Source organism: Sphingomonas colocasiae (genome assembly GCF_019880585.1).
GTDB classification, from domain to species: Bacteria; Pseudomonadota; Alphaproteobacteria; order Sphingomonadales; family Sphingomonadaceae; genus Sphingobium_A; species Sphingobium_A colocasiae.
Genome location: NZ_JAINVV010000011.1, coordinates 464,858 through 490,641, shown reverse-complemented (window position 1 = coordinate 490,641; position 25,784 = coordinate 464,858). Strand labels below are relative to the sequence as shown.

The window sequence follows — 25,784 nt, the reverse complement described above, 5'->3', positions numbered from 1 at the left end:
TCAACCTGTCGGAATTCGCGCATGCGGAAAAATTCATCCTCAGCCAGCGTCAGACGTTAAGCACGATCACGACCGCGCTGGCCGATGCCCTGGCGACGCCCGACAACGGCATATTGGACGGTTTCAGCGGGACGCTGAGCTGGGCGATTTATTCCGTCGGGGGGAATGACCAGCCGGGTGTCCTTCTGTTCAGCGGAACGGATACCACGCCGCTGCTGGTCGATACGGGGCAGAACTTCAGCGGCAGCTTCGATATTGTCAGGGCGACGATCGATCTGGGCGTGACGCTCGATGCCGGCAGCTATTTCATCGTATTGCATGAAGGCGCCTGGGGATCGCCATCTGACGGTTCGGAGATATATGCCGTGCGGTCATCCAATCCCGCAGCCGGAGCCGTTGCGTATTCGAGCGCCCAGGAGGAAAATCCAATCGATTGGAGCCCGTCCGGCGTGGTCGCCTTCTCGCTGGCGGGGCCGGACTATGCCGCGATCGAGCAGGTCGCACTCAACCTCAAGGGCAATATTTCGGTCGCCGATGCCGATGCGGGCAGCGGCAGCATCACGGTGACGCTGGGTGTGGGCTACGGCATCTTGACGGTGACGGCGGGTACGAGCGGCGCGAACGTCTCGGGCAGCGGCACGAACAGCGTCACGCTCACCGGCACGCCGGCGCAGATCAACGATCTGCTGAACACCAACGCCACCAGCAGCGTCAGCTTCACCGCCAACACCGATACGCCGCCCGCCAGCACGACGCTCAGCGTCAACATCGACGACAATGGCAATGGCGGCAGCGGCGGCGCGCTCACCGGATCGGCCAGCCAGACCATCGCCATCACCGCGGTGAACGACGCGCCGACGGCCTATATCGCCCCGCCCGGCATGATCTTCGATCGTGCCGTGACCAGCACGGGCGGCATGTCGGGCATATCGCACGCCATAGCGGCTGAGCGTTTCACGCTCGCCGAACGCCGGACGCTGTCGACATTCACCGCCGCCCTGACCGACACCGGCACCGGCGGCAATGGCGTGCTGGACGGTTTCAGCGGCACGCTCAGCTGGGGCATCTATTCGTCGGCGAATGGCGAACCCGGAACATTGCTGTTCAGCGGAACAGACACACCGTTGCTCGTGGACAGCGGTCTGGACAGCGCGCTCTACGAGAGAGATATCATTGTGGCGACGATCGACCTCGGCAACGTGACGATCGAGCCTGGCACCTATTTCATCGCGTTGCGCGAGGGTGCTTTGGAATCACCGTCGGACGGCTCGCTCATCTGGTGGATGTCGACCGTAGCGGATCCGGCCGGAGATACGCTTTATGCGGCCTTGCCGCCCGAAGATCCGTCCAACTGGCAGTCGATTCCCTCGGCTTCCGCCGTCGCCTCGCTCTCTGGGCCAAGCTATATGGCGACCGAGCAGATCGCGTTCGATCTGAAGGGCAGGGTGTCGGTCGACGATGCCGATGCGGGCAGCGGCATCGTGACGGTGACGCTGGGCGTCGGCTACGGCATCTTGACGGTGACGGCGGGCACGAGCGGCGCGAATGTTTCGGGCAGCGGCACGGGCACCGTCACACTTACCGGTACGCTGGCGCAGATCAATGACCTGCTGAACGCCAACGCCAGCAGCAGCATCGGCTTCACCGCGAACACCGATACGCCGCCCGCCAGCACGACGCTGAGCGTGTCGATCAATGATAATGGCAATTCGGGCGGCAGCGCGCTCACCGGAACGGCGACGCAGACGATCGATATCACGGCGGTGAACGACGCGCCGATGGCGGCGGTTTCGGCGAGTGCCTATGCGGCGACCGAACAGGTGGCGCTCAGCCTGAAGGGCACGGTCTCGGTCGCCGACGATTCCGGCAATGGCAGCATCACGGTGACGCTGGGCGTCGGCTACGGCATCTTGACGGTGACGGCGGGCACGAGCGGCGCGAACGTCTCGGGCAGCGGCACCAACAGTGTCACGCTCACCGGCACGCTGGCGCAGATCAACGATCTGCTGAACACCAACGCCACCAGCAGCGTCAGCTTCACCGCCAACACCGATACGCCGCCCGCCAGCACGACACTGACCGTCAACGTCGACGACAATGGCAATAGCGGCAGCGGCGGCGCGCTCACCGGATCGGCCAGCCAGACCATCGCCATCACCGCGGTCAATGACGCGCCGACGGTCTATATCGGCGCGCCCGGCGTGATCCTGGATCAGGCTGGTCTGGACAACAGCGCGGCATTCAACCTGTCGGAATTCGCGCATGCGGAAAAATTCATCCTCAGCCAGCGTCAGACGTTAAGCACGATCACGACCGCGCTGGCCGATGCCCTGGCGACGCCCGACAACGGCATATTGGACGGTTTCAGCGGGACGCTGAGCTGGGCGATTTATTCCGTCGGGGGGAATGACCAGCCGGGTGTCCTTCTGTTCAGCGGAACGGATACCACGCCGCTGTTGGTCGATACCGGGCTGAACCGGGCCGAATCCACCCGTGACATCGTCATGGCGACGATCGACATGGGCGTGACGCTCGATGCCGGCAGCTATTTCCTCATATTGCATGAAGGCGCCTGGGGATCGCTATCTGACGGCTCGGAGATATTTGCCGTGCGGTCATCCAATCCCGCGGCCGGAGCCATCGCTTATTCGAGCGTCCAGGAGGAAAATCCAATCGATTGGGGCCCGTCCAGCGTGGTCGCCTTCTCGCTGGCGGGGCCGGACTACGCCGCGATCGAGCAGGTCGCACTCAACCTCAAGGGCAATATTTCGGTCGCCGATGTCGATGCGGGCAACGGCAGCGTCACGGTGACGCTGGGCGTGGGCTACGGCATCTTGACGGTGACGGCAGGCACGAGCGGCGCGAACGTCTCGGGCAGCGGCACGGGTACGGTCACGCTCACCGGCACGCTGGCGCAGATCAACGATCTGCTGAATACCAACGCCACCAGCAGCGTCACCTTCACCGCCAACACCGATACGCCACCCGCCAGCACCACGCTCAGCGTCGGCATCAACGATGGCGGCAATACGGGCAGCGGCGGCGCGCTCACCGGTTCGGCGACGCAGACCATCAATATCACGGCGGTCAACGATGTGCCGGTGGGCAACACCGACAGCTATTCAACCGATGAGGACACGCAACTCGTCATCGCCGGCCCCGGCGTGCTCACAAACGACACCGATGCCGAAAGCGATGCGCTGAGTGCGGTGCTGGTGGAGGGCCCCGGCCATGGCACATTGTCGCTCAACCCGAACGGCAGCTTCACCTACACGCCCGATGCCAATTATAATGGCGGCGACAGTTTCACCTACCGCCCCAATGACGGCACGGCGAACGGCAATGTCACCACCGTCAATCTGACCGTCAATGCGGTGAACGACGCGCCGACGGCGGCGGTTTCGGCGAGCGCCTATGCGGCGACCGAACAGGTCGCGCTCAGCCTGAAGGGCACGGTGTCGGTCGCCGATGCCGATGCGGCCAGCGGCAGCGTCACGGTGACGCTGGGCGTGGGCTACGGCATCTTGACGGTGAGCGCGGGCACGAGCGGCGCGAACGTCTCGGGCAGCGGCACGGGCAGCGTCACGCTCACCGGCACGCTGGCACAGATCAACGATCTGCTGAACACCAACGCCACCAGCAGCGTCACCTTCACCGCGAACACTGATACGCCGCCCGCCAGCACGACGCTGACCGTCGGCATCAATGACGGCGGCAATAGCGGCAGCGGCGGCGCGCTCACCGGATCGGCCAGCCAGACCATCGCCATCACCGCGGTCAACGACCTGCCGGTGGGTGTGGGCGACAACTATGCGACCGACGAGGACACGGCGCTGGTTATCAGCGCCCCCGGCGTGCTGTCGAACGACACCGATGCCGAAGGCAGTTCATTGACCGCCGTATTCCTCACCCAGCCCGCCCATGGCACGCTGCTCTTCTATCCCAATGGCAGCTTCACCTATACGCCCGACGCCGATTGGCACGGCACTGACAGCTTCACCTATATGCCCACCGATGGTGTGGATTATGGCAACGCCACCACCGTCACGCTGACGGTCAATTCGGTCAACGATGCGCCCGCGAACCTTGTGATCGACAGCGACCGGATCAACGAAGGCGCAGCCGCCGGCACGGTCGTCGGCACGGCCACCGCGTCCGATGTCGATGGCGATACCATCATCTGGTCGCTCTCGGGCGCGGATGCCGGGCTGTTCCATATCGACGCCAACGGCGTGATCACCACCACCGGCACGACCGCGACCTTCGAGAGCCGGCCGAGCTACAGCCTCACCGTGCGCGCGGCGGATGCCGGCGGGCTGTTCACCGAGCAGGCCTTGACCGTGGTGGTCAACGACCGGCCGGTGGCGGTCGCCGATGCGCTGGCGATCGACGAGGGCAAGACCAGCGCCAATCTCTGGTCGACGCTGATCGGCAACGACACCGACGGCAATGGCGATGTGCTCGCCATCCTCTCGGTCGACAGCGCGGGCACCGGCGGCCATGTCATCTTCGACGCCGCCAGCCAGTCGCTCAAATATGTCGCCGACGCCGCCGCGTTCGATCTGCTGAGCCCCGGCCAGACGCTGACCGACAGCTTCAAATACACCGTCACCGATGCCGGCGGCCTCACCAGCACCGCCACCGTCACCTTCACCGTCACCGCGATCGTCGACGGCAAGCAGGTGGTGGGCGGCGGCCGCACCGGCAATGTGCTGACCGGCACGGCGGACGAGGACACGCTCTACGGCTTCTCCGGCGCGCAGAGCCTCAACGGCATGGGCGGGGACGACACGCTGATCGGCGGCGCGGGCAACGACACGCTGACCGGCGGCGCCGGCAAGGACGTGTTCGTCATCGGCTTCCAGGACGGCCATGATGTCATCACCGACTATACCCCCGGCCACGACGTGATCCGCCTCGCCGCCGGCATGGACATCCTCGGCACCGTCGCCGCCGATACCAACAACGATCAGATCGTCGATCTCCGCATCAACCTCGAACAGGGCGGATCCGTCACCCTGCTCGGCATCTCCGACATCAACCAGATCACCTTCGCGTAAGGCGCTCGATCGCCCCTCCCGTTCGCGGGAGGGGCGTCGAAGGCATCAGCCGTCCGTGCGCGGACTGGCCGTGGGACGGATCGTGCGTGCGACGATTGTTTCCGCGATCAGCAGAAGCCGCTCCAGTTCCTGATCGATCACGTTCGGGATCACGGTCGATCGCGCGCCGGACTGTTCGAGCAGCTGGAGGAGTCTTTCACCCGCCGTCCCGGTCGCGAGCCACGCATGCGCCGCCGCGCCGTCGCGCCGTGGTGCCTGCATCAGCAGGTTGAGATCCGCGCGGAGCCGGGATTCCAGGCCGCCGGCGTTGAGCGCCGTACTCAGTCGCGACGCGACATACGCGCATGTGCGGCCGACATGGTGGAGCGTGCGGCCGTAATCGGGATCGGCGCGCCAATCGGCCGATGCGCGCCGTGCATGATCGATCGCGATATGGCTGAGTGCGTAGATCACGCGCTCCGGCCAGGCGCTGTGCAATGAAATGATCAGTTCCAGATCGGTATCCGTCACCGCACCGTCGAGCAATTGTCCGAGCGATCGACCGCGCGACCGGATATCCGCGGCGGCATCCTCCACCCCGTCGGCCAGCGCACGCGGCAATAATCGCCATTGCTGCGCGCGCATCCTGGTGATGGTCTGAAGCGCAAGCTCGACATCCATCACCGACATGAAATCGAGATCGCGGACGAGGCCCTCAACCGCGACGTCGCGGATCGAGCGCGTGGCGGCTTGTTCGCGCTTTTCCGCATGCCGAGACAGGATCCGGTCGAGATCCTGTGCAACGATGCCGCCGCAATCATCCGGACGATGCGCCGACCAGGCACCGAGACAGGGGCCATAGAGTCTGGCGATCGATGCGGCGTCCTCCTGCTCCGCCGCCGCCTCTTCGAACATGGCGAACAGGGTTTGCCAATTGCGGTCGAGCGCTTCATGGCCATGCACCGCACAGCCCGTCGCCATCACCCGGTCGAGATCGCCCGCCAGGAAGATGATCGCTTCGAACGCGCGTTCCGCCACGATGGCCCGGCCCCGATCCCGCGCCTGCGGGATCGCTTCGATCGCGACGGCCTGGTGATGCGCGATGCCGCATGCCAGCGCGCTCGCGATATACTCCATCGTGTCGGCGGGATCATGCCACAGGCCGGCGACAAGCCGCGCGACCGCATTGCGCCGTCCGACGCGTCCGGCGATGCGCTCGAACCGCTGGCGCCCCCGCTCGGTCTGATACACTCTTAGCGACGGCGCTTGCGCGGCGAAGGTGAACAGTTCGAGCACGCCCGGCTCGGACCAGCTCCGCTCCGGCGTCCGCGCGACGAACAGCCGCTCATAACGCTCGAGCTCCGCGATCAGCGGTGCGCCCACGCCGCGCATGATCGTCCGGCGGAGCGAGAATTTCCCGGTGGGTGCCGATCCGATCGAGAGTGAGGGCAGCAGGTCGAGCGGCCACCATTCGTCGTCGGTCAGCGATCCGCGAAACTCCTGGCGGGTAAGCTCGTCGCTGTTCTCGGCCGGGCCCAGCAGATCGAGCATCGGTTCGCCGGCGTCCGCGCAGGCGGCGTGAACGGCATCGAGATCCAGCCGCAGCGCTTCGTCATGATCGTTGAGCAGCAGCGTGAAACCGGTCGACCATGGCGCGCCCGCCACCGCAAGCATCGCAGGGTGAACGCACACCCGGCCATCCATCTGGACGATGCAGCAAAGATTGACGCCCTTGGGCAGCGAGCACGCCAGCCGTTCCAGCCGGGCAAGATCGCGATCCTGCCATTGTTCCACATGGGTGATGACGATGGGATAGACGCCGGGTCCGTGGCGGAACAGCTTGCGGCGCACCCAATGGAGCCATGCGCGGTCCGCGATCGGCGCCACGATATGCGTACGGATCTGTGTGCCGAACTTGCGGGAGACGCTTTCCCATGGGTCCTTGATCTGGATCACCGAGAACAGCGCGTTGGCGAGTCCCGCAGCCCAGGCCAGGGGATCCTGCCGATAGGCGAGGATCCTGGGCAGGCGCAGATTGGCGTAGCCGATCAGTGCGCTGGCGGCGATGATCAGCCCGGCGACAAGCGTCGCCCAATTGCCGATGCCCCCGGCGAGCCATTTCCCGATCGCGGCGACCTGCTGGTGCGTCCAGCCCGGGAACAGTCGCCAGACGGCGATGGGAACAAGCGCGGCAATCCAGAGTTCCGGCAGCCTTGCCGTCGCGGCGAGCCGGTCGCCCCAGCGACGGGACCCGGCGAGCTGCGCTTCGAACAGTCCGGTCTCCGGCTGAGTTCCGTCGAGGGCGTTGCGTGGGCCATGGTCGAACCGCTGAAGCGCATGGATCGGCCGTCGCCCCCATTTCGACTTTTGCGGGGCGGCCGCTTCGCTGTTCTGGGCGAGATCGGCGATCTGATCGATCGCCGCATCATCCGCCGTGACCAGGCCGAACCAGGCCGGTTTGGGTTCGAAACCCGCCTGGAGCGCCGCCTTCAGCTGCTGAAGGACCGTGCCGATGCTCGCAAGTTCGCTGCGATGCTTCGCGATTGCCGGTTCGAACTGCGGGCGGCCATCATGCATCCGCACCTGGAAATGGCGATGCCGGTCGCCCGTCGGATCATCCTGTTTCCGCCGTGCGGCCGGGGCGCCGGCGCGATTGGAGGAAAGCGCGGCCGCGAAACAGTCCGGGCAGCCGGCCGAGGCGAGATATCGGACGATCGCACGTGCCTGTGCCGGTGAATGGCCGTCATTCTCGATCGCCATGGCGGCATCGCCCATCATGCCCGTCGGCACCGTCTCCGCATCGTCGCCGAACCGGTTGTCCGCAGCGGGCAGATAGGGTTCGACGACCGCGTTGCCGTCGGGCTTGTGGATCGCGAAATTCAGATCTGCGCTGTTGCCCGACAGGTGATTGCCCTCGATTCCGTCGGATTCGGCGGATACCAGCAGGATGCCGCTCTGCTGGTTGTTGTGGCAGAGATTGGCGATGACCGGGGCGGATGAGGGGTTGTCCAGGCTGATATCCTGCCGTTGCAGGATGATGCCGTGCCAGCCATTGGACCAGCAATGATTTTCGGCGATGGCGGGGGCCGAGGACGACAGCATGTTGATGCCGCTATGGCCGTTATGATGGCATTGGTTGCCGCGGATCGACGCGAGGGAGGGCGCGGAGATGCCGTTGACCCGCCGTTCCAGATCGATGCCGCTTCGCGGTTGCCCCCAACAGGCATTGTCGGCGAGATCGGGGCTTTCGCTGGAAACCAGGATGATGCCGCAAAGCTGATTGTGCCGGCAGATATTGCGGGTGATGGTTGCCCGCGACGGCGTTTGGGGGCTCACATCGGCACGATCCAGCACGATGCCGTGATTGTCATTCTCCCAGCATTGATTGCCGTCGATGCCTTGGCTTTCGGACGAGAGCAGCGCGATGCCGCTTCGCGTGTTGCCCCATAAGCGGTTCGCGCGGATCGGCGCGGCGGAGGAATGGGCGGGCGTCTGGTTGCCGGGTTCGAGGCAGATGCCATGGATGCCGTTGCCCGAACAGAGATTGTCGTCGATCCCGTCGCTCGACGAGGAGATCAGCAAGATTCCGCATTTTCCGTTGTCGCGGCAGTGATTGGCCTGAACGGGCGCGGTCGTCGGCGGCTCGTCGGCGGAAACCCCGCGCGAAAGGCAGATGCCGTGTTCCGCATTGTCGAAACAGTCATTGTCCTTGATCAGCGTGCTCGCGGTTGAGCCCAGCACGATGCCCGATGCCCGGTTGTGACCGCAGCGATTGCCGATCAGCGGCACGATCGAGCGGGTGCCGGGCGTCGCCTGCGCCTGGGTAAGGAAGATCCCGGTGGAATTGCGCATGCAATCGTTGTTCTGGACGATATCACAGGCGGACCAGGTGATCAGGATCCCGTCCAGGCCGTTGTCGTTGCAGCGATTGCCGTTGATCGATGCGCGCGACGGCAGGTGCTGGTCCATGTCATCCTGGGTGATGACGATCCCCGACTGCGCGTTGCCATGGCAGTCATTGTCCGCGATCTCCGGACAGGCCGAGGAAAGCACGACGATGCCGGATCCCTCGCCGCTGTTCGAACAGATGTTGGACCTGATCGTCGCCGAGCCGGGAATGCCGGGGCTGTGCCGGGCGCGCTGGATGCTGATGCCGCCCACCACGTTCGACGAACAGTCGTTGTCGCCGATCAGTTCGCTGGTGCTGGACATCACCAATATGCCGTACTGTCGATTGTCCGACGCGATATTGCCGGTGATGATCGCATTCCCGACATGCGCGTGGAGAACGGCATCATTTTCGAGCTGAATGCCGCAAAGCCCGTTATCCGAACATTGATTGCCCTGGACCAGCGTCTCGTCGCAGGCGCTGAGCGCGATACCGAAGCGTGCGTTGCCGCAGCAGCTATTCCCGTCGATATGCGCGCGCGCCGGGACGTCGCGGCTGTTCGGGCATCTCGACAGGAATATGCCGGTCTCGCCATTGCCGTTGCATTGGTTGCCGATCATGCGCTCCGCATGGGCCGAGGTGACCGCGATGCCGAATTTCCGGTTGTCGCCGCACCGGTTGTCGCGGAGGATCGCCCGGGTCGGCGGCGGGACCGGGGCATGATCGTGATGCAGTTCGATCCCGGCATTGTCGCTTTCGGCGCAGTCATTGTCTTCGATCAGCCCGGTCGATCCGATCAGCTTGATTCCGGACCGGCCGCCCCGCGTGACGTTGCCGCGCGCATGGACGTCGCTCGACAGGCTGAAGATGATGCAGCAATCGATGCCGCGTATGGCCGTGACGTGGCAGTCCTCCACGCGTGCGCCGCTGGCGCGGGTCAGGGCGATGCCGCTGCGTTGCGCCGAAGATGTCGGCACATAGGCGCTTTCGAAACGGTAGGGCAGGGTGAAGCCGGATTTCTGCGCGGGTGTGATCACCGGGGCGACGGGCGCGCTCGCCGCCAATCTCAGCATGTTCAGCCGGATGCCGGTGATCACCACATCGTCGGCGCCGACCGCCGATATCGCGGCGTCCGGCCCCGTATATTCGAGCAGCGCCGCCGCGCCGTGAAGCGTGACGCCGGCTGGAACGCGCAACCCCTTCGCGCCGCGATACGTGCCTGGTCCGATCTCGACGCGATCGCCCGGGGCGGCACCGGCCAGCGCGTCCGCGATCGCCGCCCAGCCGTCAGCTTCCCCGATGTCGAATATGGTCAAGATCGCCCCCCGCCGATGCAGACCCTTTCACTATCGTCATCATTTTCGCGACGTCACGCGAAAAAGGGCGGATCCATCGGCCAGTGGCGGGTTATCGCCGCGCGGGCGATAACCGTTTCAGCATACGTCGATCCTGATCCCCGGCCGGCCATGCCAGCGCATCAGCATGCGTTCGGGGCGCTGGCCGGCATCGCCGGTCGCGCGGAAGCCCAGTTTTTCGAGCAGGCCCCAGGATGGATGATTGTCGAGCGCGCATTCCGCCTCGATCCCGTTGCAGCCGGGCAGATCCTCCAGTGCGGTGAGCGCGGCGTCCACCGCTTCGGTAGCGAGCCCCCGGCCGCGAGCGGCGGCGGCGAACCAGTAACCGATCTCGACCATGCCGAAGGGGCGGCCATGCACGCCGATCACGCCGTGCAGTTCGCCCGTCGCCCGGTCGCGCACGCCGTGGAAGCAGCGATCGGCGCGCGCGGCGATCAGCGCATATGTGTCTTCGAGCGTGAAGGGGCTGGGCAGGAAGGAGACGCGCGCGGTGACCGATGCGTCGGTGATGCGCTGCACGTCCGCCGCGTCGGCATCGGCGAGCGGCGCGATCACGCTTCGCGGCGTGGTGATTTCGAGATGATGTGTCACGGTTCGCCTTTTCTCGAAGGCCGCCGCGGCAGGTGAAATTTCGCTTGGTTCCATGCGCTCACCGTACCCGGCGGCGATGGTCATGGATGATGACGCGCCGCTCCCTACAGGAAGCGCCAATAGCCCTTATGCGAGGTGGTAAAGTACGTCATCGCCAGTGTCTGTGTCACAGTCGCGCGCCGGGATCAACATGTCTTCGCGCATAGGGGTTGAAGCTGGCGTTGCCGGGCGGCTATCGCTAGAATGAAGCTTCGGGGCAAGGCAACCTCCCGATCAGGCGTCCCCGCCCAAGCGTTGCGGCAATCCGGCTCTTTCGGGGCCGTTGGGGACGTATCGATGACGCAACCGCAATTTCGCGACATGATGGGTGTTTTCGGCCGGATCGGCCTGATCAGTTTCGGTGGTCCCGCCGGGCAGATCTCGCTGATGCACGAGGAGATCGTGGAGAAGCGCGGATGGGTGGATGAGGGCCAGTATCTGCGCGCGCTCAATCTCTGCCATCTGCTGCCCGGGCCGGAGGCGCAGCAACTGGCCACCTGGATCGGCTGGCGGCTGCATGGGCTGAGGGGCGGACTGGCGGCGGGGCTGTTGTTCGTGCTGCCCGGTGCGCTCGTCATTCTCGGCCTGTCGATCCTTTATGCCTATGCCGCCGATCTCCAATGGTTCGCGGCCCTGTTCCTGGGGATCAAGGCGGCGGTGCTCGCCATCGTGGCACAGGCGCTGATCCGGATCGGCCGGCGCGCGCTCGATACACGCTTCAAGCGGCTGCTCGCCGCCGCGTCCTTCGTCGCTTTGTTCCTGCTCGACCTGCCGTTTCCGCTCGTCGTGCTCGGCAGCGGTGTGCTCGGCATGATTGTCGCCGCGTCGCGCCCCGACTGGCTCGGCGCCCATGCGAAACATGGCGGAGCGAGCATGGCCGCGCCGCCTGCATCGCGCCGTACGCTTGTCGTCGGCACGATCCGGGCGGTGCTGGGCTGGCTGCTGGTCTGGGCCGCACCGATGCTGGCGATCCTGCTGCTGTTGGGGCCGGATCATGTGCTGTGGCGGATCGGCAGCTTCTTTTCGCAACTCGCCATCGTCACCTTCGGCGGCGCCTATGCGGTCCTCGCCTATATGGCGCAGGAAGCGGTCCAGTCCCATCACTGGCTGAGCGCGGGCGAGATGGCCGACGGGCTCGGCCTCGCGGAGACGACGCCGGGGCCGCTGATCATGGTCACCCAGTTCGTCGGTTTCCTCGGCGCGTTCCGCGCGCCCGATCCGTTCAGCCCGCTCGCGGCCGGCATGATCGGTGCGGCGCTCACCACCTGGGTCACCTTCGCGCCCTGCTTCCTCTGGATCTTCGCGCTGGCGCCCTGGATGGAACGGCTGGAGCGGGCGCCCCGGCTTCAGGGCGGGCTGGCCGCGCTCACCGCCGCGGTGGTGGGGGTGATCGCCAACCTCGCGCTCTGGTTCGCGCTGCATGTGCTGTTCAGGGCGGTCGGCGAGGGGCGTTTCGGGCCGCTGCGCCTGTATCTGCCCGATTGGCAGAGCTTCGACTGGCGCGCCGGGCTGCTCGGCGTTGCCGCCGCGATCCTGTTGTTCCGCTTCAAACTGGGCGTGCTGCCGCTGCTCGGCATCGCGGCGGGGGCGGGGCTGCTCCTGTCGGTGTAATTGCTGTTACACTTTTCGACAAAATTGCTCGCTGCCGGCACATCCTTGCGACAGTCGCCGCCTATTTCTGTTTTCGACGCCGCTGAAGGCGCCGGAACAAGAGGAACGAACGATGAAAAAGTTTCTGATGGCGCTGGCCGCAACCAGCATGATCGCCAGCCCGCTGGTCGCCAGCCAGGCGCAGGCGGCGCCCTACCAGCAGCGCGTCGAACAGAAGAGCGTGCATCATGGCGCGAATGGCCGCACGGTCGTGAAGAAGAAGACCGTCGTGCGCCAGAATGACCGCCGCTATGCGCAGAACGACTATCGCTACGGCCAGCATCGCTGGGCCAAGGGCCAGCGCTTCGACCGTCGCCAGGCGCAGAATTACCGGGTGATCAACAATCCCCGCGCCTATCACCTGAACGCCGCGCCGCGTGGCTATCAGTGGGTGCAGTCGGGCAATGACGCGGTGATGGTCGCGCTGGTCAGCGGCATCATCGGCGCGGTGATCGGCAACGCCATCCGCTGAGCCTGACGCTGCAATAGGTGGCAGTGGAGAGTCCCCCGGAGCCCGGCTTCGGGGGATTTTCCTGTCTTGGGGTCTTTTCTCTCGATGTCATCCCCGCGAACGCGGGGATCCAGCTTCTTCTTCTTTCTGATGCTTCACGGAATAGCTGGATCCCCGCGTTCGCGGGGATGACAAGTGGGGAGCAAGCCAACCCCTCACATCAGTCGCGGCGCGCTTTCCAGGTCGAGCAGCAGCCGCTTCGCATCGAGCCCGCCGGCGAAGCCGGTGAGCGCGCCGTTCGATCCGATGACGCGGTGGCAGGGGGCGACGATCGAGATCGGGTTGCGGCCATTGGCGGCGCCGACCGCGCGGACGGCGGCGGGGCGGCCGATCTGGTGCGCGATCTCCGCATAGCTGCGCGTCTCTCCGAACGGGATGGTGAGCAAGGCCGCCCAGACCCGTTTCTGGAAATCGGTGCCCTGGAAATCGAGCGTCATCGTGAAACGCGTCAGCGTGCCCGCGAAATAGGCGTCGAGCTGACGGGCGGTTTCCACGAGAACGGGGTGATCGGCATCCTCGGTCAACGGGCCGAGCCGTACCCGGCCCGGCCGGTCGTCGGGCCACAGGATCGCGACGAGCCCGGCATCGCTCGCCACCAATGTCAGCGTGCCGACGGGGGACTGGGTGGTCTTGAAGCAGAGCGACATGGCGGTTCCTCGTTCCGGTCGGCCGGGGATGTCCCGCCGTCTGGATCATCCCTGGGCGTTCATCCCGGCAAGGGCTTCCCGAAGCTTGCGCTCAACAGGTTCGCGACGGTTTCGCCCGGCCCCTGGCGGCGCAGCCGTTCGGCATCGCGCGCGGGCGGGGTGCCGAACATCCGGGCATATTCGCGGCTGAACTGCGATGCGCTTTCATAACCGACGGCATAGCCCGCGCGCGATGCCTCGGCATTGGCGATGAGCAGCCGGCGCGCTTCCTGCAACCGCATCGATTTCTGATATTGCAGCGGGCTCATCGCGGTCGCGGTCTTGAAATGGCGATGGAAGGATGCCGGGCTCATGCCCGCGAGCTCGGCCAGCATCTCCACGCGCAGCGGCCGATCGAAATTGGCACGGATCCAGCCGATCGCGCGCCGCACGCGCGACAGGCGGCTGTCCGCGATCGCCGCCTGACGGATCATGCCGCCCTGCGGCCCCTGCAGCACGCGGTACAGGATCTCGCGCTCCAGCATCGGCGCCAGCACGGGCAGGTCGCGCGGTTCGTCGAGCAGCGAAAGGAGCCGCAGCCATGGATCGAGAAGCTGCGGCGTTACCGCGCTTACCGCGAAGCCGGGAGCGGGGGCATCGCCGGGATCGGGCAGTTCGGCGATCAGCCCGGTCAGGCAGTCGCGATCGAGCCGCATGCTGAGGCCGATATAGGGATGGTCGACGCTCGCCTCGATGATGCAGCCCGATACCGGCAGGTCGACGGTCGCCACGAAATAGCTTGCCGGGTCGTAGCGCAGCACCCGGTCGCCGATCGTCACCGTCTTGGCGCCCTGCAGCACCAGGCACAGCATGGGTTCGCACAGCGCGGGCGACAGCGCTGTGCGCACCTGGCCCATATGGATGGCGAGGCGCGGGATCGGCGTCGCCATCTTGCCGGGGCTGCAATGACGGAGCGCCATGTCGCGCAATCGGCCGAGCTGTTCCTGCATGGCGGCAAGATTGGGGCGACGCGCGCGCGAAACAAGCGCTCTTTCCGTCGATCGCGCATTCGCTGAGAGGATCGGGCAAGAGTTCGACACGATCGGGCGCGCGGATCGCGGCGCGCGAAACCAGATGGCGGCGAGCAATCGAGGAGACCGATATGACTGCGACTTTCGGAGAGCAATCGACCACGGACGACGTGCTGGCGGGCATCGACTTGTCGGGCAAGCGCATCCTGGTGACCGGCGTGTCGGCCGGGCTGGGCGTGGAAACGGCGCGCGCGCTCGCCGCGCATGGCGCGCAGGTGGTCGGTGCCGCGCGCGATCTGGAAAAGGCGGGCCGCGCGACCGAAGTGGTGCGCGCCCAGGCCGCCAATGGCGGCGGCATCGAACTGATCCAGCTCGATCTCGCCTCGCTCGCCAGCGTCCGCACCGCTGCAGACGCGCTGGTCGCGGACGGGCGGCCGTTCGACGTGGTGATCGCCAATGCCGGCGTGATGGCCTGCCCCAAGGGCGAGACGGCCGATGGTTTCGAAACCCAGTTCGGCACCAATCATCTCGGCCACTTCGTGCTGATCAACCGGATCGCGTCGCTGCTGCGGTCCGGTTCGCGCGTCGTCAGCCTGGCTTCGGCCGGCCATCGCTTCGCCGATGTCGATCTGGAGGACCCCAATTTCGAACGCACGCCCTATGCCGAATTCGTCGCCTATGGCCGTTCGAAGACGGCGAACGTGCTGTTCGCCGTCGAGTTCGACCGGCGCCACAAGGATCGCGGCATCCGCGCCGCCGCCGTCCATCCCGGCGTGATCCAGACCGAGCTTGCCCGCCATATGAGCGAGGAGGATCTGAACCGCCTGATCGCCTCGATCGATGAAACCCAGCCCGATGGCGCGCCGGCCTTCACCTGGAAGTCGATCCCGCAAGGGGCCGCGACGTCGCTCTGGGCCGGCATCGTCGCCGCGCCGGAGGCGGTGGGCGGCCGCTATTGCGAGGACTGCCATGTCGCCGAGATCGTCGAGGGCGACGACATTCGTGGTGGCGTGCGCGGCTATGCGATCGATCCCGACAATGCCCGCGCATTGTGGGCGAAGAGCGAGGAGATGGTGGGCGAGAGCTTCTGAGTTCGGTTCGCCGACTTCGCGGACGCTGCGACCTTCAAGCCGTCGGCGAACAGCGGCAGAGTCCGTGGATGAAGCTCGATATCAAACCCTCACCATGTCATCCCCGCCCTTCGACTGCCTGCCAAGGCAGGCGCTCAGGGCGGGGATGATAGGGCGGCTTGCCCTCAGCGCAGCACCGCCCGGATCGCGTCGGCGGTGTGGGCTGACCAGGCTTGTACGCCCGCCGCCGTGTCGATCCGGTCCTGGCGCAGTTCGATCAGGATCGCGGGCCGTCCATGCGCCTCGCCGTGCATCGGCACCGTCGCATCGGTTTCGTCGTCGATCTGGTAGGGCTGGTTGGCGATGGCGTTCAGGCCCGCCGCCCGGAAGGCATCGACCATCGCCGTGCCGATCGTCGGGCTGCGGCGCTGGAGCACGCCGACGTCCCAAGGGCGCTCGACATCGCCGAGGCGCGGGGTGAAGCTGTGCATCGAAACCAGGAGGTGGCGGACATCCGCGTCGCGCCGGTGCAGCATGCCCGCGATCGCATCGTGGAAGGGCTGGAAATAGAGCCGCGCGCGCGCGGCGCGCGCCGCGGCGGAGAGGCCCCGGTTTCCCGGAATCTCTATGCCCGCAACGCTGTCGGGAATGCTTTCGGGCGAAAGCAGCGGCCGGTTGCAGTCGATCACGAGCCGCGAACAGCGCGACAGGATGGCGGGTGCGTCGAGCAGTTCGGCGAGCCTGCGCGTCACCGCCGCCGCGCCGATATCATAGCCGATATGGCTTTGCAGAGCGTCCGGGCCGACGCCGAGCGAGATGCCGTCGGGCACATGGTTCGACGCATGCTCGCACGTCAGCAGGATCGGCGCGCTTCCCGCCATGTTGACGATCTCGACCGCGGCCGGATCGCTGAAATCGTCGAGCATCAATAGATCGCGCCGTAGAGCGAACAGATTTCGCCTGGGGACAGCGTGGCGACCCGCTCGATCTCGCCGCGCTTGATCGCGACATGGCAGTCATGGAGCTCGTCGGGCAGCCAGGACCGGACGGTCGCGTCCGCCGCGAGGGCGGCGAGCGCCTCGTCCAGGCTTTGCGGCAGGCGTTGCAGCCTCGACCGCTCGGCATCCGGCAGCTCGGCGGGATCGACATCGACGAGCGGGGGCAGGGGCAGCCGGCCGCGGATTCCCTCAAGCCCCGCCAGCACGATCAGCACCGCGACGAGATAGGGATTGGCGGTGGCGTCGCAAGCCCTGAATTCGACATTGAACTGCCGTGCCTCGTCAGGCCCGCCGACGGGGAAGGTCGGGCAGATGCGCAGCGCCGCTTCCCGGTTGCGTTCGCCCGCGATCACATAAGCGGCGCTCCAGCTATGTTCGACAAGGCGCAGATAGGAAATCGGCGCGGGGGCCGAGAAGGCGGTGATGGCGGGCAGGTGCCGCAACAGCCCGGCGGCGAAATGTGCGGCGCTTTCGGAAAGCCGGCCCGGGCGCGACGCATCGAAGGTGACGTTGCCCGACGGGCCGGCAAGGCTGAAATGGATATGCACGCCGCTGCCGGCGGCGTCGGGCTCGGGCTTGGGCGTGAAGCTGGCGCGCATGCCCGCGTTCCGCGCGATCTCTCGCGTTATTTCGCGGAGCATGACGGCGCGGTCGCATGCGGCCAGCGCGGGAGCGGGGGCGAGCGTCACTTCGAACTGGTCGCGGCCATATTCGGGCAGGATCATTTCCGGCTCGGTTCCGGCTTCGCGGAGCGCCGCCATCAACTGCCCCGAAAATCCGGCCGCGCGCCGCATCGCACCCAGCGAGAAGGCGGGCTCGTCGGCCCAGGAGGCACCTTCCATCCGGAATTCATGCTCGAAGGCCATCACCGGTTCCAGGCCGGTCTCGGCGCGGAACCGGGCCAGTGCGGCCTTGAGGAAGCCGCGCGCGCAGCACATCCATGGCGAGCCGTCCAGTTCGACGATATCGCCAAGGAAGAATTCGAGCGCCGGCGCGGTGGTCGCCCCCAGCCGGACATGCGCTTCGGGATCGGGCATCACGCGCAGGTCGCCGGACGAGCCCCAGGGATGCGGCGCGATGCTGCCGAAGGCGTCGATCGCGATATTCGCCGGAACCCAGCCGATGCCGCGCGCGCGATAGGCGTCGATCTGGTCGGACGGGAAGCTTCGGCCACGCGTTATGCTCGAAAGATCGGTGGTCAGGACGGCGCAAAGGGGCGTCCCGGCAACCGGGGATGGGGCGTGTTCGCTCACAATGTCTTCTTTGCTGGGGGGAGGTGGAACAGATGTTCGATCGCGGCGGCCGTATCCAGGATATCGGCATAGCCGCCGAGCGTGCGGATCGCCGCCGCGTGCCGCTCCGGCGTGTAGGTGGCGCAGGCATCGTCGACCACGGTGACGAGATAGCCCCGGTCGGCCGCGTCGCGCGCCGCCATGTCCACGCACTGATCGGTGATGACGCCGCACACCACCAGGTGCGTGGTGCCGAGATTGCGCAGCACATAATCGGCCGGCGTGGAATTGAAGAGGCCGGACGAGGTTTTGGGCAGGACGATCTCGTTCTCCACCGGCGCGAGACTGTCGATGATCGCGCCGGACGGATGCCCCCTGGGCACATGGATGTCACTCAGCTTGTGATCCATCGAACGGTCGCGCCCGTCGCTGGTCAGGCTTTCGATGATGGTGTGCATCACCTGTACGCCCGCACCCCGCGCTGCCCGCAACAGGCTCTGCTGGTTATGCAGCACGCCGCCGTGCAGCCGGTCGTGATAATAGCCCGTCGCATCGTCGATCCAGATCCGCTGCATGTCGACGAACAGCAGCGTCGTGGTTTCCGCGCGGCGCGGCAGCCTGGCGAAGCGCGGTTCAGCCGTCACCGTCGCGCTCCTTGCCGGCCCGGAGGTCTCCGGCCAGTTCTTCCAACGCCTGCATCCGCGCCTCGGCGGCAGCCCCCAGCCTGGCGGTCAGCCCGGCGACCACGGCCTCGAGCTGCGCCATGCCGACAAGCGTGCTGTCGAACGGCGACAGCGATTCCACGGGCGCCAACAGGCTGGCATCGGCGATGCGTGCGATCGGCGATCGCCATGGATCGGTGAACAGGCAGATGCGCGCGCCGCGCTTGCGGACGAGCTCGGCGGTGCGGATCACATCGGCCTGATAACGCCGGTAATCGAACACGACCAACAGGTCGCGGCGCCCGAAAGCCTCCAGCATATGCGGCTCTTCCGGGGCGATCGGGTCGATCGTGCGGGTATCCGCGCGCAGCATGCCGAGATGCTGGTTCAGATAGCCGGCCAGATAGCGGCTGTAGCGGCCGCCCAGCACGCTCACGCGGCAATCGGGATCCGCCAGCGCCGTCACCATGCGCTCATATTCGCCCGGCGGATTGAGTTCGCCGGCACGCCGCAGCAGATCGGCGCAGCCGTCGAGATACTGGCCGAAACTGTCGTTGGAGGTCGAACGGTTCGCCTTGTCGAACATCGACAGCGGCGAATTCATCCGCTCGTCGACCTCAGCGAGCAGCGCCTTCTGGAAGGCGGGATAGCTGTCGAAGCCGAGCCGGCGCACGAACCGCACGACGCTGGGGTCGCTGACGCGCGAGCGCGCGGCGAGGTCCGATACCGTCGAAAGCCCGCTTGTCGGGTAATTGGCCAGCAGCTCCTGGACGATGAGCTTGTCCGCCTTCGTCAGCGAGTCCGACCCCTGAATGAGTTTCTCTTTGATCGTCATGTCACCACCATCGTGATATACTCATTACAAAATATACGTATTAGTCAATGATGAAATGTAATTGACATTTTTGCGACGCCTCCACATGATCGCGCCGACACAGCCCGAACGGGCGGAATCGGAACGAATGGGGAGATGTACGTGCCTCGGATATATCAGTCTGTATCGTTGATCGCGTGTGGCCTGTTCCTTGGGGGCATGGGGTGCTCGGTGAGCACTGCCGCGCATGCGCAGGAGGCGAATGCCGCCGGCGACGACGAGATGATCGTGGTGACGGCGCGCAAGCGTGAAGAGACGCTCGAATCGGTGCCCGCCTCGATCGACGTGGTCACGCCGGCCGCGATCGAGGCGAAGGGTATGGCCAACACGTCCGACCTGATCGGCCGCTTGCCGGGCCTTTCCACCTCGTCCGACATCAACAGCCCGGGGCGCGACTTCCTCTCGCTCGTCATTCGCGGCGTCGGCGCCAATGCGGGCGGCGGCGATCCGGCCGCCCCGGTGTTCGTCGACGGCATCTACCAGCCGCGCCTGGGCTTCGACACGCGCTATCTGGACGTCGAGCGCGTCGAGGTGCTCAAGGGGCCGCAGGGCGCGCTGTTCGGGCGCAACACCGAAGCCGGTGCGATCGCGATCAATTTCCGCCGTCCGGGGCCGGACACGCGGATCCGCCTGTTCGCCGAGGCGGACAGCCTGTTGTCCTTCCGCGGCCAGGCAAGCGTCAGCGGCGGCCTGGCCGACGGCGTCTATGCCGGGGCGTCGTTCGACGTTTCGACGACCGACGGCTATCTGAAGAACGGGGTCATCCCCGCGCTTGCCGGCCAGAGCGGGACGGTCAGCGCCGATCGGGCGACAAGCTATCAGGGGCGCGTGTCGCTGCTGCTGAAGCCCAGCGAGCGGTTCGAAGCCTATCTGACGGCGGACATGCAGGAATGGCGCGGCCAGACCGGCCTGCCCGGCGTGCCCAGCGGGTGCCGCTGCTATCGCGTGAACAGCGATTACCAGATCGAGGGCGTCAACCGGAATCGCGGCCTGACGGCGAGCTTCACCTGGCATGGTGACGCGATCGACATCGTCTCGCTCAACGGATATCGCAAGCTGGACAGCAAGCTGCCCTTCGATTTCGATGGCGGGGGCGATCGCGGGCCGAACCGTCACGACTATCGCAATGCGCAGGAATTCTATTCGAGCGAACTGCGCATCGCGTCGTCGGACGGCACCGCACCCCTGCAATGGCTGACGGGATTCTACGCCTTTCGCGACAAGGTCCGGTCGCGGCGCAGCTACGATCTCCAGGATTTCGACGATATGGGTATCGGCATCCCCACGACGGGGCTGACGATCGACCATCAGGATGTCGATCTGACCAAGGAAGGGCTGGCCGCTTTCGGCCAGGCATCCTATTCGCCGACGACCAATCTCGAGCTCACCCTGGGCGCCCGCTACGGCCATGAGAAGGTGAAGGGCACTTATGATGCCTATGCGGTCATCCATCCCTATGAGATCCCGATCGGCGGATCGGGCCGGAACCGGGCGAGCTTCGACAATTTCACGGCGTCGGGATCGATCAAATATTCGATCGACGATTTCGGCATCGTCTATGCCACCGTCGCACAGGGCGCCCGCTCCGGCGGCCTGCCGCTGACGCCCGCCAGCAGTGCGAGCTTCATTCCCTATAAGAGCGAAAAGGCGCTGAGCTACGAACTGGGGTTCAAGGGGCGGCTCGCCGACGGCCGCGTGCGACTGTCCGGCTCGCTCTTCTATATCGACCTCACGGATCAGCAGCTCACTTCCATCATCACCGACGGCGCGATCGCGATCGCGACGACCGCGAATGCGGGCAAGTCCCATTCGCAGGGCTTCGAGCTCAATGCCGAGTTCAGGCCGGCGCAGGGGCTGAGCATCACCACCGCGGTCGGATATACCGATGCGAAGTTCGACGATTATGTCGATGGATCGGGCATCCAGCACAAAGGCGAGCGGCTGCGCTTCGTGCCGAAATGGACGGCGAGCGCGGGAATCGAATATGCGACGCCGGTCGGATCCGCGGGATCGGAACTCGTCTTCAACCTGGACGGCCGCCATATCGGCGCGCAAAGCCAGGGATATAATGTCGCCTTCGATCCCTCGCTCAGCGTTCCGGGCTATGAGATGGTGGATGCGAGCATCTCGTTCGAACGGCCGAGCTGGAAGCTCCAGCTCTTCGCGACGAACCTGTTCGACGTCTATGCGGAGACGCGCCTCTTCAACACATTCTACTTCATGCCCGATGGCAGCCGTGTCTTCGCGTCGGTGGTGCCGCCGCGTCGCGTGGGCGTGCGCTACTCGATCAAATTCTGACCATTTGCCGTGCCGCGATCTCCGGATCGCTCCAACCCAGACAGACGGGACTTATCATGACGGATCAACTCAGCGGATATGACGGGCTTGGCCTGGCGGACCTGATCAGGTCGGGCCAGATCAGCGCCGCGGAGCTTGTCGAGGTCGTCATCGAACGCATCGAGCGCTTGAATCCGACGCTCAATTTCATGACGTACAAGGGCTATGACCAGGCACGTGCCATGGCGGCGGATCCGCCGCGGGATGGCGCCTTTGCGGGGCTTCCCTGGCTGCTGAAGGATCTGATCCTGGGTCATGCGGGGGTGCCGCAAACCTCGGGCTCGCGCTTCTTCCGCGATCATGTGCCCGCGCAGGACAGCCTGATGATCCAGCGGCTGAAGACGCTGGGGCTCATCTATCTCGGCTCCACCAACGTGCCCGAATTCGGCATCAACCTCCAGTCGGGCAACGCGCTGTTCGGCGACACCCGCAATCCCTGGGATCCGTCGCGCACGCCGGGCGGCTCCAGCGGCGGCGCCGCGGCGGCGGTCGCGGCGCGCATCATGCCGCTGGCGCATGGCGGCGATGGCGGCGGCTCGATCCGCGTGCCCTCCAGCTATTGCGGCCTGGTCGGCCTGAAGCCTTCGCGCGGCAGGAACAGCTATTATCCCGATTATGCCGATGTCTGGTATGGTTGCGGCACCGATGGCTGCCTGTCGATCACCGTCCGCGATACCGCCGCCTATTCGGATGCGATGTGGGGATCGACGCCCGGCGATCCCTATGAGATCCCGGCGCTGGCGCGGCCGCTGCTCCAGGAAGTCGGGGCGGATCCGGGCCGGCTGCGCATCGGCGTGATGACCCGTTCGCCGGGCCGCGCCGCGGCCAGCGACGATGCCGTGCGCACGGCCGAAGCGGCGGCGGGGCTGTGCGAAAGGCTGGGGCATCATGTGGAGCCGGTCGAGATCCCGATCGACTATGATCGCTTCTGCACGACCTTCATCCGGGTCATCAACGTGCTCACCGCCTATGGCCTGGATACGGCGGAGGGCCTGCTTGGCCGCAAGGCGGAGGCCGACGAGCTCCAGCCGGTGGTGTGGGCGATCCGCGGATTGGCGAAGAATGTATCGGGTATCGATCATGCCCGCGACGTCGAGACGCTGCGCCAGATCGGCCGCGACATCTGCGTTGCGGTCAGCCGCTATGACGTGGTGATCACGCCCTCCACGCCCGTCACCGCGCCGGCCATCGGCGATCCGTCGCAGGCATGGGACGATGTCGACGCCTATTTCGAGCGGCTTTTCGGCCATATGGTGTTTTCGGCTCCGATCAGCGTATCCGGCCTGCCCGCGATATCGCTGCCGATCGAGGCCGCCGCGAACGGGATGCCGCTCGGAACCCAGTTCATCGCCAACCGGGGCAGGGAAGACACGCTGATCCGCCTCGCGGCGCAGCTCGAGGCGGAACGGCCTTGGCGGGATCGCCTGCCGGCGATCGTCGCGTGATGCGGGGCTGATGCTACAGTCATCCGTCATCCAACTTGGCGGGTGGAAGTGTTTTCAACAAAAACGGTGGAAAATAAACGGGCGGCGTGGCAGCTTGCTTGCGGTCATATGATTGTCTGTGGAGCATGTGGATGCGGACCGCGACCATCGCCTTGGCGAGCCTGTTGTCGGCGGCACTCCTGTCGGGGTGCGACAGCCAGCCTGTGGTAACACCGGCCGGCGCCAAGGCCGCCGGCCGCTATGCGGGTATCGGTGTGTTCGATGCCGGGCGGCTCTGGGCGGAGATGAAGGTGCCCGAGAGTGCGGCCGATGCCGATCTCGCCCGGATTGCCGACGATGAGCACATCATTGTCGTGCTCGACAGCCATAGCGGGGAAGTACGGCAGTGCGGCGACCATAGCGGCTATTGCGTCACGATGAATCCGTGGAACGGCTCGACCGCGACGCTGCCGACGAGATTGGCGAAGCACGCTTCGGATTTTGCGGGCGGCGAGCAGGAGAGTGCGGAAAACACTACATCCGGCAATGAAGCCTCGAACGCCGTCCGATAGCGCTCAGTTCAGCCGATCGACCAGCGCCGCCGCACCACGCGTTCGAGCACGGCGAGCGGCATCGCGCCATCGGAGAGTACGGCGTGGAAATCCTTCAGCGTGAAGCCCGGCCGTTTCTGCGCCTCGGCGCGCAGCCGCGTCCAGACGGTGTGGCCGACCTTGTAGCTGCAGGCCTGGCCGGGCCAGGCGGTATAGCGGTCGATCTCACCCTGGCTGCGGCCGCGCGCGATGCCGGTGGTGGCGATCAGATAATCGGTCGCCTGTTCGCGGCTCCAGCGCTTGGCATGCATGCCGCTGTCGACCACCAGCCGTGTCGCGCGGAACAGCAGCGACTGGAGATAGCCGACCTGGCCCAGCGGATCGCCCTTGAACATGCCCATTTCGTCGGCGAGCTGCTCGGCATAGAGCGCCCAGCCTTCGGAATAGCCGCTGAAAAAGCCGCGCCGACGGATCATCGGGATCTCCGGGCTTTCCAGCGCCACGCTCACCTGCAGGTGATGGCCGGGCACCGCTTCGTGATGGGTGAGGGTGGCGAGGCCGAATTTCGGCCGGTCGAACGTGTCGCGCAGATTGATGAAGTAGATCGCCGGACGTGAACCGTCGAGCGAGGCATTCTGATAATAGCCGCCGGGTGCGCCCGCCTGGATCGTCGGCGGCACGCGCCGCACTTCGACCGGCGCCTTGGGCAGCACTGAAAAGGCTTCGGACAGGCGCGGCTGCATTGCCTCGATCTGGCGGTTGAGCTGCGCGAGCAGCGCCTCGCGGCCTTCGTCGGTATTGGGGAAAAGCTGGTCGGGGCGCTTGTTGAGCTCGACCAGCCGGTCGCCCACGCTTCCCTGGCTCATGCCCTCGCCCTTCAGGATCGTATCGATCCGGGCGCTGATCTCCTTCACCTGTTCAAGGCCGAGCGTGTGGATCTCGTCGCCGCTCATCTTCACCGTCGTCGCCGCCTCCGCCGCCGCGGCATAATAGGCGTCGCCATCGGGCAGCCGCCAGCAGCCGGCATCATGCACGGCCTTGGCGCGCAACTGGGTGACGAGATCGCGCTGGCGGTCGAGCGCGGGAAACACCTTCTGCTCGACGATCGCGGTCGCCTGCGCGACGCGATCCGCCGGCAGGTTCGCCGCCTTCAGCTTGGCGGCGAAGCTTGCGACCATCACCGTCTGGTCCGCCGGCTTTTCGCGGGCGGCGGCAAGGATCTTCAATGTCGTGTCGAGGATGTAATCGGGCGCGAACACGCCCTTGGCGGCATCGACGCGCTGGTTCTCGCTGCTGGTGTCGATCGCTTCCGGAAACGCCTCCAGCCGTGCCAGATAGGCATCGGCCTCCGCCGCGTCGCGCACGCGCACCTGCGAGTCCAGGAAATCGGGCACGTCGCGATAGGGGCCGGTGAGCTGGCTCAGCAAATAGGGGGCGAAGCGCCCCATCGAACTGCCATAGCGGAAGCGTTCGGCGCCCGCGATCGACTGGGTGAGCTGATAGGTGACGACTTCATGATCGATCTTCGCGGCGGGCGAGAGCTTGCCCGTATCGACCTTGCCCAGTTCCGCCAGTTCGCCTTTGGCGCGCGCCAGCGCACGCGCCTGGGCCGAGGCGGACTCGTCGTCGAGCTTCGATTTCAGCGCGGCGCGCGGGCCGGTGTCGAGGCCGAGCCGCGTCGCCTGTTCGGGTGATTCCGCCAGCCGGGCATAGAAGAAGCGATCGAGCAGCGCGCGCAGATCGGCATCCGCCTTGTTGGTGCCGGCGGCGGCCACGGCGCGGATGGGCAGGGTGCCGGCCAGCGATGCGGCGGCGGCGCCGATGACGAAGTTGCGACGGTCCATGGGTGAGTCTCCGGCGGGTCCAGATGGAGTTGGACGCTTGTCTAGAGCATCGTGCGGAAAA

16 protein-coding genes are annotated in these 25,784 nt (G+C 66.0%); 7 read left to right on the top strand and 9 right to left on the bottom strand.

Annotated elements, in window-relative coordinates:
- On the top strand, window positions 1-5,060 hold a 5,060-nt coding region (locus K7G82_RS23835), incomplete at its 5' end, for a beta strand repeat-containing protein (protein ID WP_222992446.1).
- 45 nt (window positions 5,061-5,105) lie between these two features.
- Here K7G82_RS23835 and K7G82_RS23830 read toward each other — a convergent pair.
- Window positions 5,106-10,244, bottom strand: a complete 5,139-nt coding sequence (locus K7G82_RS23830; RefSeq protein WP_222992445.1) for a right-handed parallel beta-helix repeat-containing protein — start codon at window positions 10,242-10,244, stop codon at window positions 5,106-5,108.
- A 117-nt stretch (window positions 10,245-10,361) separates the two neighbouring features.
- Window positions 10,362-10,874 carry a GNAT family N-acetyltransferase gene (locus K7G82_RS23825; RefSeq protein ID WP_343228633.1) on the bottom strand — a complete coding sequence of 171 codons (513 nt, stop codon included), beginning with the start codon at window positions 10,872-10,874 and terminating at the stop codon, window positions 10,362-10,364.
- Between the two features lie 336 nt (window positions 10,875-11,210).
- Between K7G82_RS23825 and chrA the strand changes: the two genes are divergently transcribed.
- The gene (gene chrA / locus K7G82_RS23820; RefSeq protein WP_222992443.1) at window positions 11,211-12,524 is read left to right on the top strand and encodes a chromate efflux transporter; all 1,314 of its coding nucleotides are present in this window, start codon (window positions 11,211-11,213) and stop codon (window positions 12,522-12,524) included.
- 112 nt (window positions 12,525-12,636) lie between these two features.
- Window positions 12,637-13,035, top strand: a complete 399-nt coding sequence (locus K7G82_RS23815) for an RcnB family protein (RefSeq protein ID WP_246623805.1) — start codon at window positions 12,637-12,639, stop codon at window positions 13,033-13,035.
- A gap of 194 nt (window positions 13,036-13,229) precedes the next feature.
- Here the strand turns inward: K7G82_RS23815 and K7G82_RS23810 are convergent, their stop codons facing one another.
- The gene (locus K7G82_RS23810; RefSeq protein WP_222992442.1) at window positions 13,230-13,721 is read right to left on the bottom strand and encodes a methylated-DNA--[protein]-cysteine S-methyltransferase; all 492 of its coding nucleotides are present in this window, start codon (window positions 13,719-13,721) and stop codon (window positions 13,230-13,232) included.
- Between the two features lie 59 nt (window positions 13,722-13,780).
- Complete coding sequence (locus tag K7G82_RS23805) at window positions 13,781-14,710, bottom strand: AraC family transcriptional regulator (protein ID WP_222992441.1); 930 nt, start codon at window positions 14,708-14,710, stop codon at window positions 13,781-13,783.
- A gap of 152 nt (window positions 14,711-14,862) precedes the next feature.
- Between K7G82_RS23805 and K7G82_RS23800 the strand changes: the two genes are divergently transcribed.
- Window positions 14,863-15,822 carry an SDR family NAD(P)-dependent oxidoreductase gene (locus K7G82_RS23800; protein WP_222992440.1) on the top strand — a complete coding sequence of 320 codons (960 nt, stop codon included), beginning with the start codon at window positions 14,863-14,865 and terminating at the stop codon, window positions 15,820-15,822.
- 164 nt (window positions 15,823-15,986) lie between these two features.
- On the opposite strand, the gene K7G82_RS23795 is transcribed toward K7G82_RS23800, so the two are convergent.
- The 4 genes from K7G82_RS23795 to K7G82_RS23780 are packed head-to-tail and all read right to left on the bottom strand — an operon-like array spanning window position 15,987 to window position 19,528.
- Complete coding sequence (locus tag K7G82_RS23795; protein WP_222992439.1) at window positions 15,987-16,727, bottom strand: N-formylglutamate amidohydrolase; 741 nt, start codon at window positions 16,725-16,727, stop codon at window positions 15,987-15,989.
- Entirely contained in the window at window positions 16,727-18,052 is a 1,326-nt protein-coding gene (locus K7G82_RS23790; protein WP_222992438.1) for a type I glutamate--ammonia ligase, read from the bottom strand. Before K7G82_RS23790 ends, K7G82_RS23795 begins: the two co-directional genes overlap by 1 nt.
- A complete protein-coding gene (locus tag K7G82_RS23785; RefSeq protein WP_222992437.1) occupies window positions 18,049-18,675 on the bottom strand; it encodes a cysteine hydrolase family protein in 627 nt (208 codons plus the stop codon). The genes K7G82_RS23790 and K7G82_RS23785 overlap by 4 nt, the downstream gene beginning before the upstream one ends.
- The gene (locus K7G82_RS23780) at window positions 18,665-19,528 is read right to left on the bottom strand and encodes a MurR/RpiR family transcriptional regulator (protein WP_222992436.1); all 864 of its coding nucleotides are present in this window, start codon (window positions 19,526-19,528) and stop codon (window positions 18,665-18,667) included. The genes K7G82_RS23785 and K7G82_RS23780 overlap by 11 nt, the downstream gene beginning before the upstream one ends.
- Window positions 19,529-19,738: 210 nt before the next feature.
- Between K7G82_RS23780 and K7G82_RS23775 the strand changes: the two genes are divergently transcribed.
- The 3 genes from K7G82_RS23775 (at window position 19,739) to K7G82_RS23765 (ending at window position 23,900) form a co-directional block, all read left to right on the top strand.
- On the top strand, window positions 19,739-21,865 hold the full coding sequence (locus K7G82_RS23775; protein ID WP_222992435.1) for a TonB-dependent receptor: 2,127 nt from the start codon (window positions 19,739-19,741) through the stop codon (window positions 21,863-21,865).
- Between the two features lie 56 nt (window positions 21,866-21,921).
- Window positions 21,922-23,349 carry an amidase gene (locus K7G82_RS23770; RefSeq protein WP_222992434.1) on the top strand — a complete coding sequence of 476 codons (1,428 nt, stop codon included), beginning with the start codon at window positions 21,922-21,924 and terminating at the stop codon, window positions 23,347-23,349.
- A gap of 131 nt (window positions 23,350-23,480) precedes the next feature.
- A complete protein-coding gene (locus K7G82_RS23765) occupies window positions 23,481-23,900 on the top strand; it encodes a hypothetical protein (RefSeq protein ID WP_222992433.1) in 420 nt (139 codons plus the stop codon).
- A gap of 8 nt (window positions 23,901-23,908) precedes the next feature.
- Here K7G82_RS23765 and K7G82_RS23760 read toward each other — a convergent pair whose 3' ends face one another.
- On the bottom strand, window positions 23,909-25,723 hold the full coding sequence (locus K7G82_RS23760) for a DUF885 domain-containing protein (protein WP_222992432.1): 1,815 nt from the start codon (window positions 25,721-25,723) through the stop codon (window positions 23,909-23,911).
- Window positions 25,724-25,784 lie beyond the last annotated feature (61 nt).

Coding starts and splice junctions, on each gene's coding strand:
- K7G82_RS23760 (WP_222992432.1), bottom strand. CDS start 25,723: ATGGACCGTCGCAACTTCGTCATCGGCGCCGCCGCCGCATCGCTGGCC.
- K7G82_RS23795 (WP_222992439.1), bottom strand. CDS start 16,727: ATGCTCGACGATTTCAGCGATCCGGCCGCGGTCGAGATCGTCAACATG.
- K7G82_RS23810 (WP_222992442.1), bottom strand. CDS start 13,721: ATGTCGCTCTGCTTCAAGACCACCCAGTCCCCCGTCGGCACGCTGACA.
- K7G82_RS23805 (WP_222992441.1), bottom strand. CDS start 14,710: ATGCAGGAACAGCTCGGCCGATTGCGCGACATGGCGCTCCGTCATTGC.
- K7G82_RS23765 (WP_222992433.1), top strand. CDS start 23,481: ATGCGGACCGCGACCATCGCCTTGGCGAGCCTGTTGTCGGCGGCACTC.
- chrA (WP_222992443.1), top strand. CDS start 11,211: ATGACGCAACCGCAATTTCGCGACATGATGGGTGTTTTCGGCCGGATC.
- K7G82_RS23800 (WP_222992440.1), top strand. CDS start 14,863: ATGACTGCGACTTTCGGAGAGCAATCGACCACGGACGACGTGCTGGCG.
- K7G82_RS23780 (WP_222992436.1), bottom strand. CDS start 19,528: ATGACGATCAAAGAGAAACTCATTCAGGGGTCGGACTCGCTGACGAAG.
- K7G82_RS23815 (WP_246623805.1), top strand. CDS start 12,637: ATGAAAAAGTTTCTGATGGCGCTGGCCGCAACCAGCATGATCGCCAGC.
- K7G82_RS23770 (WP_222992434.1), top strand. CDS start 21,922: ATGACGGATCAACTCAGCGGATATGACGGGCTTGGCCTGGCGGACCTG.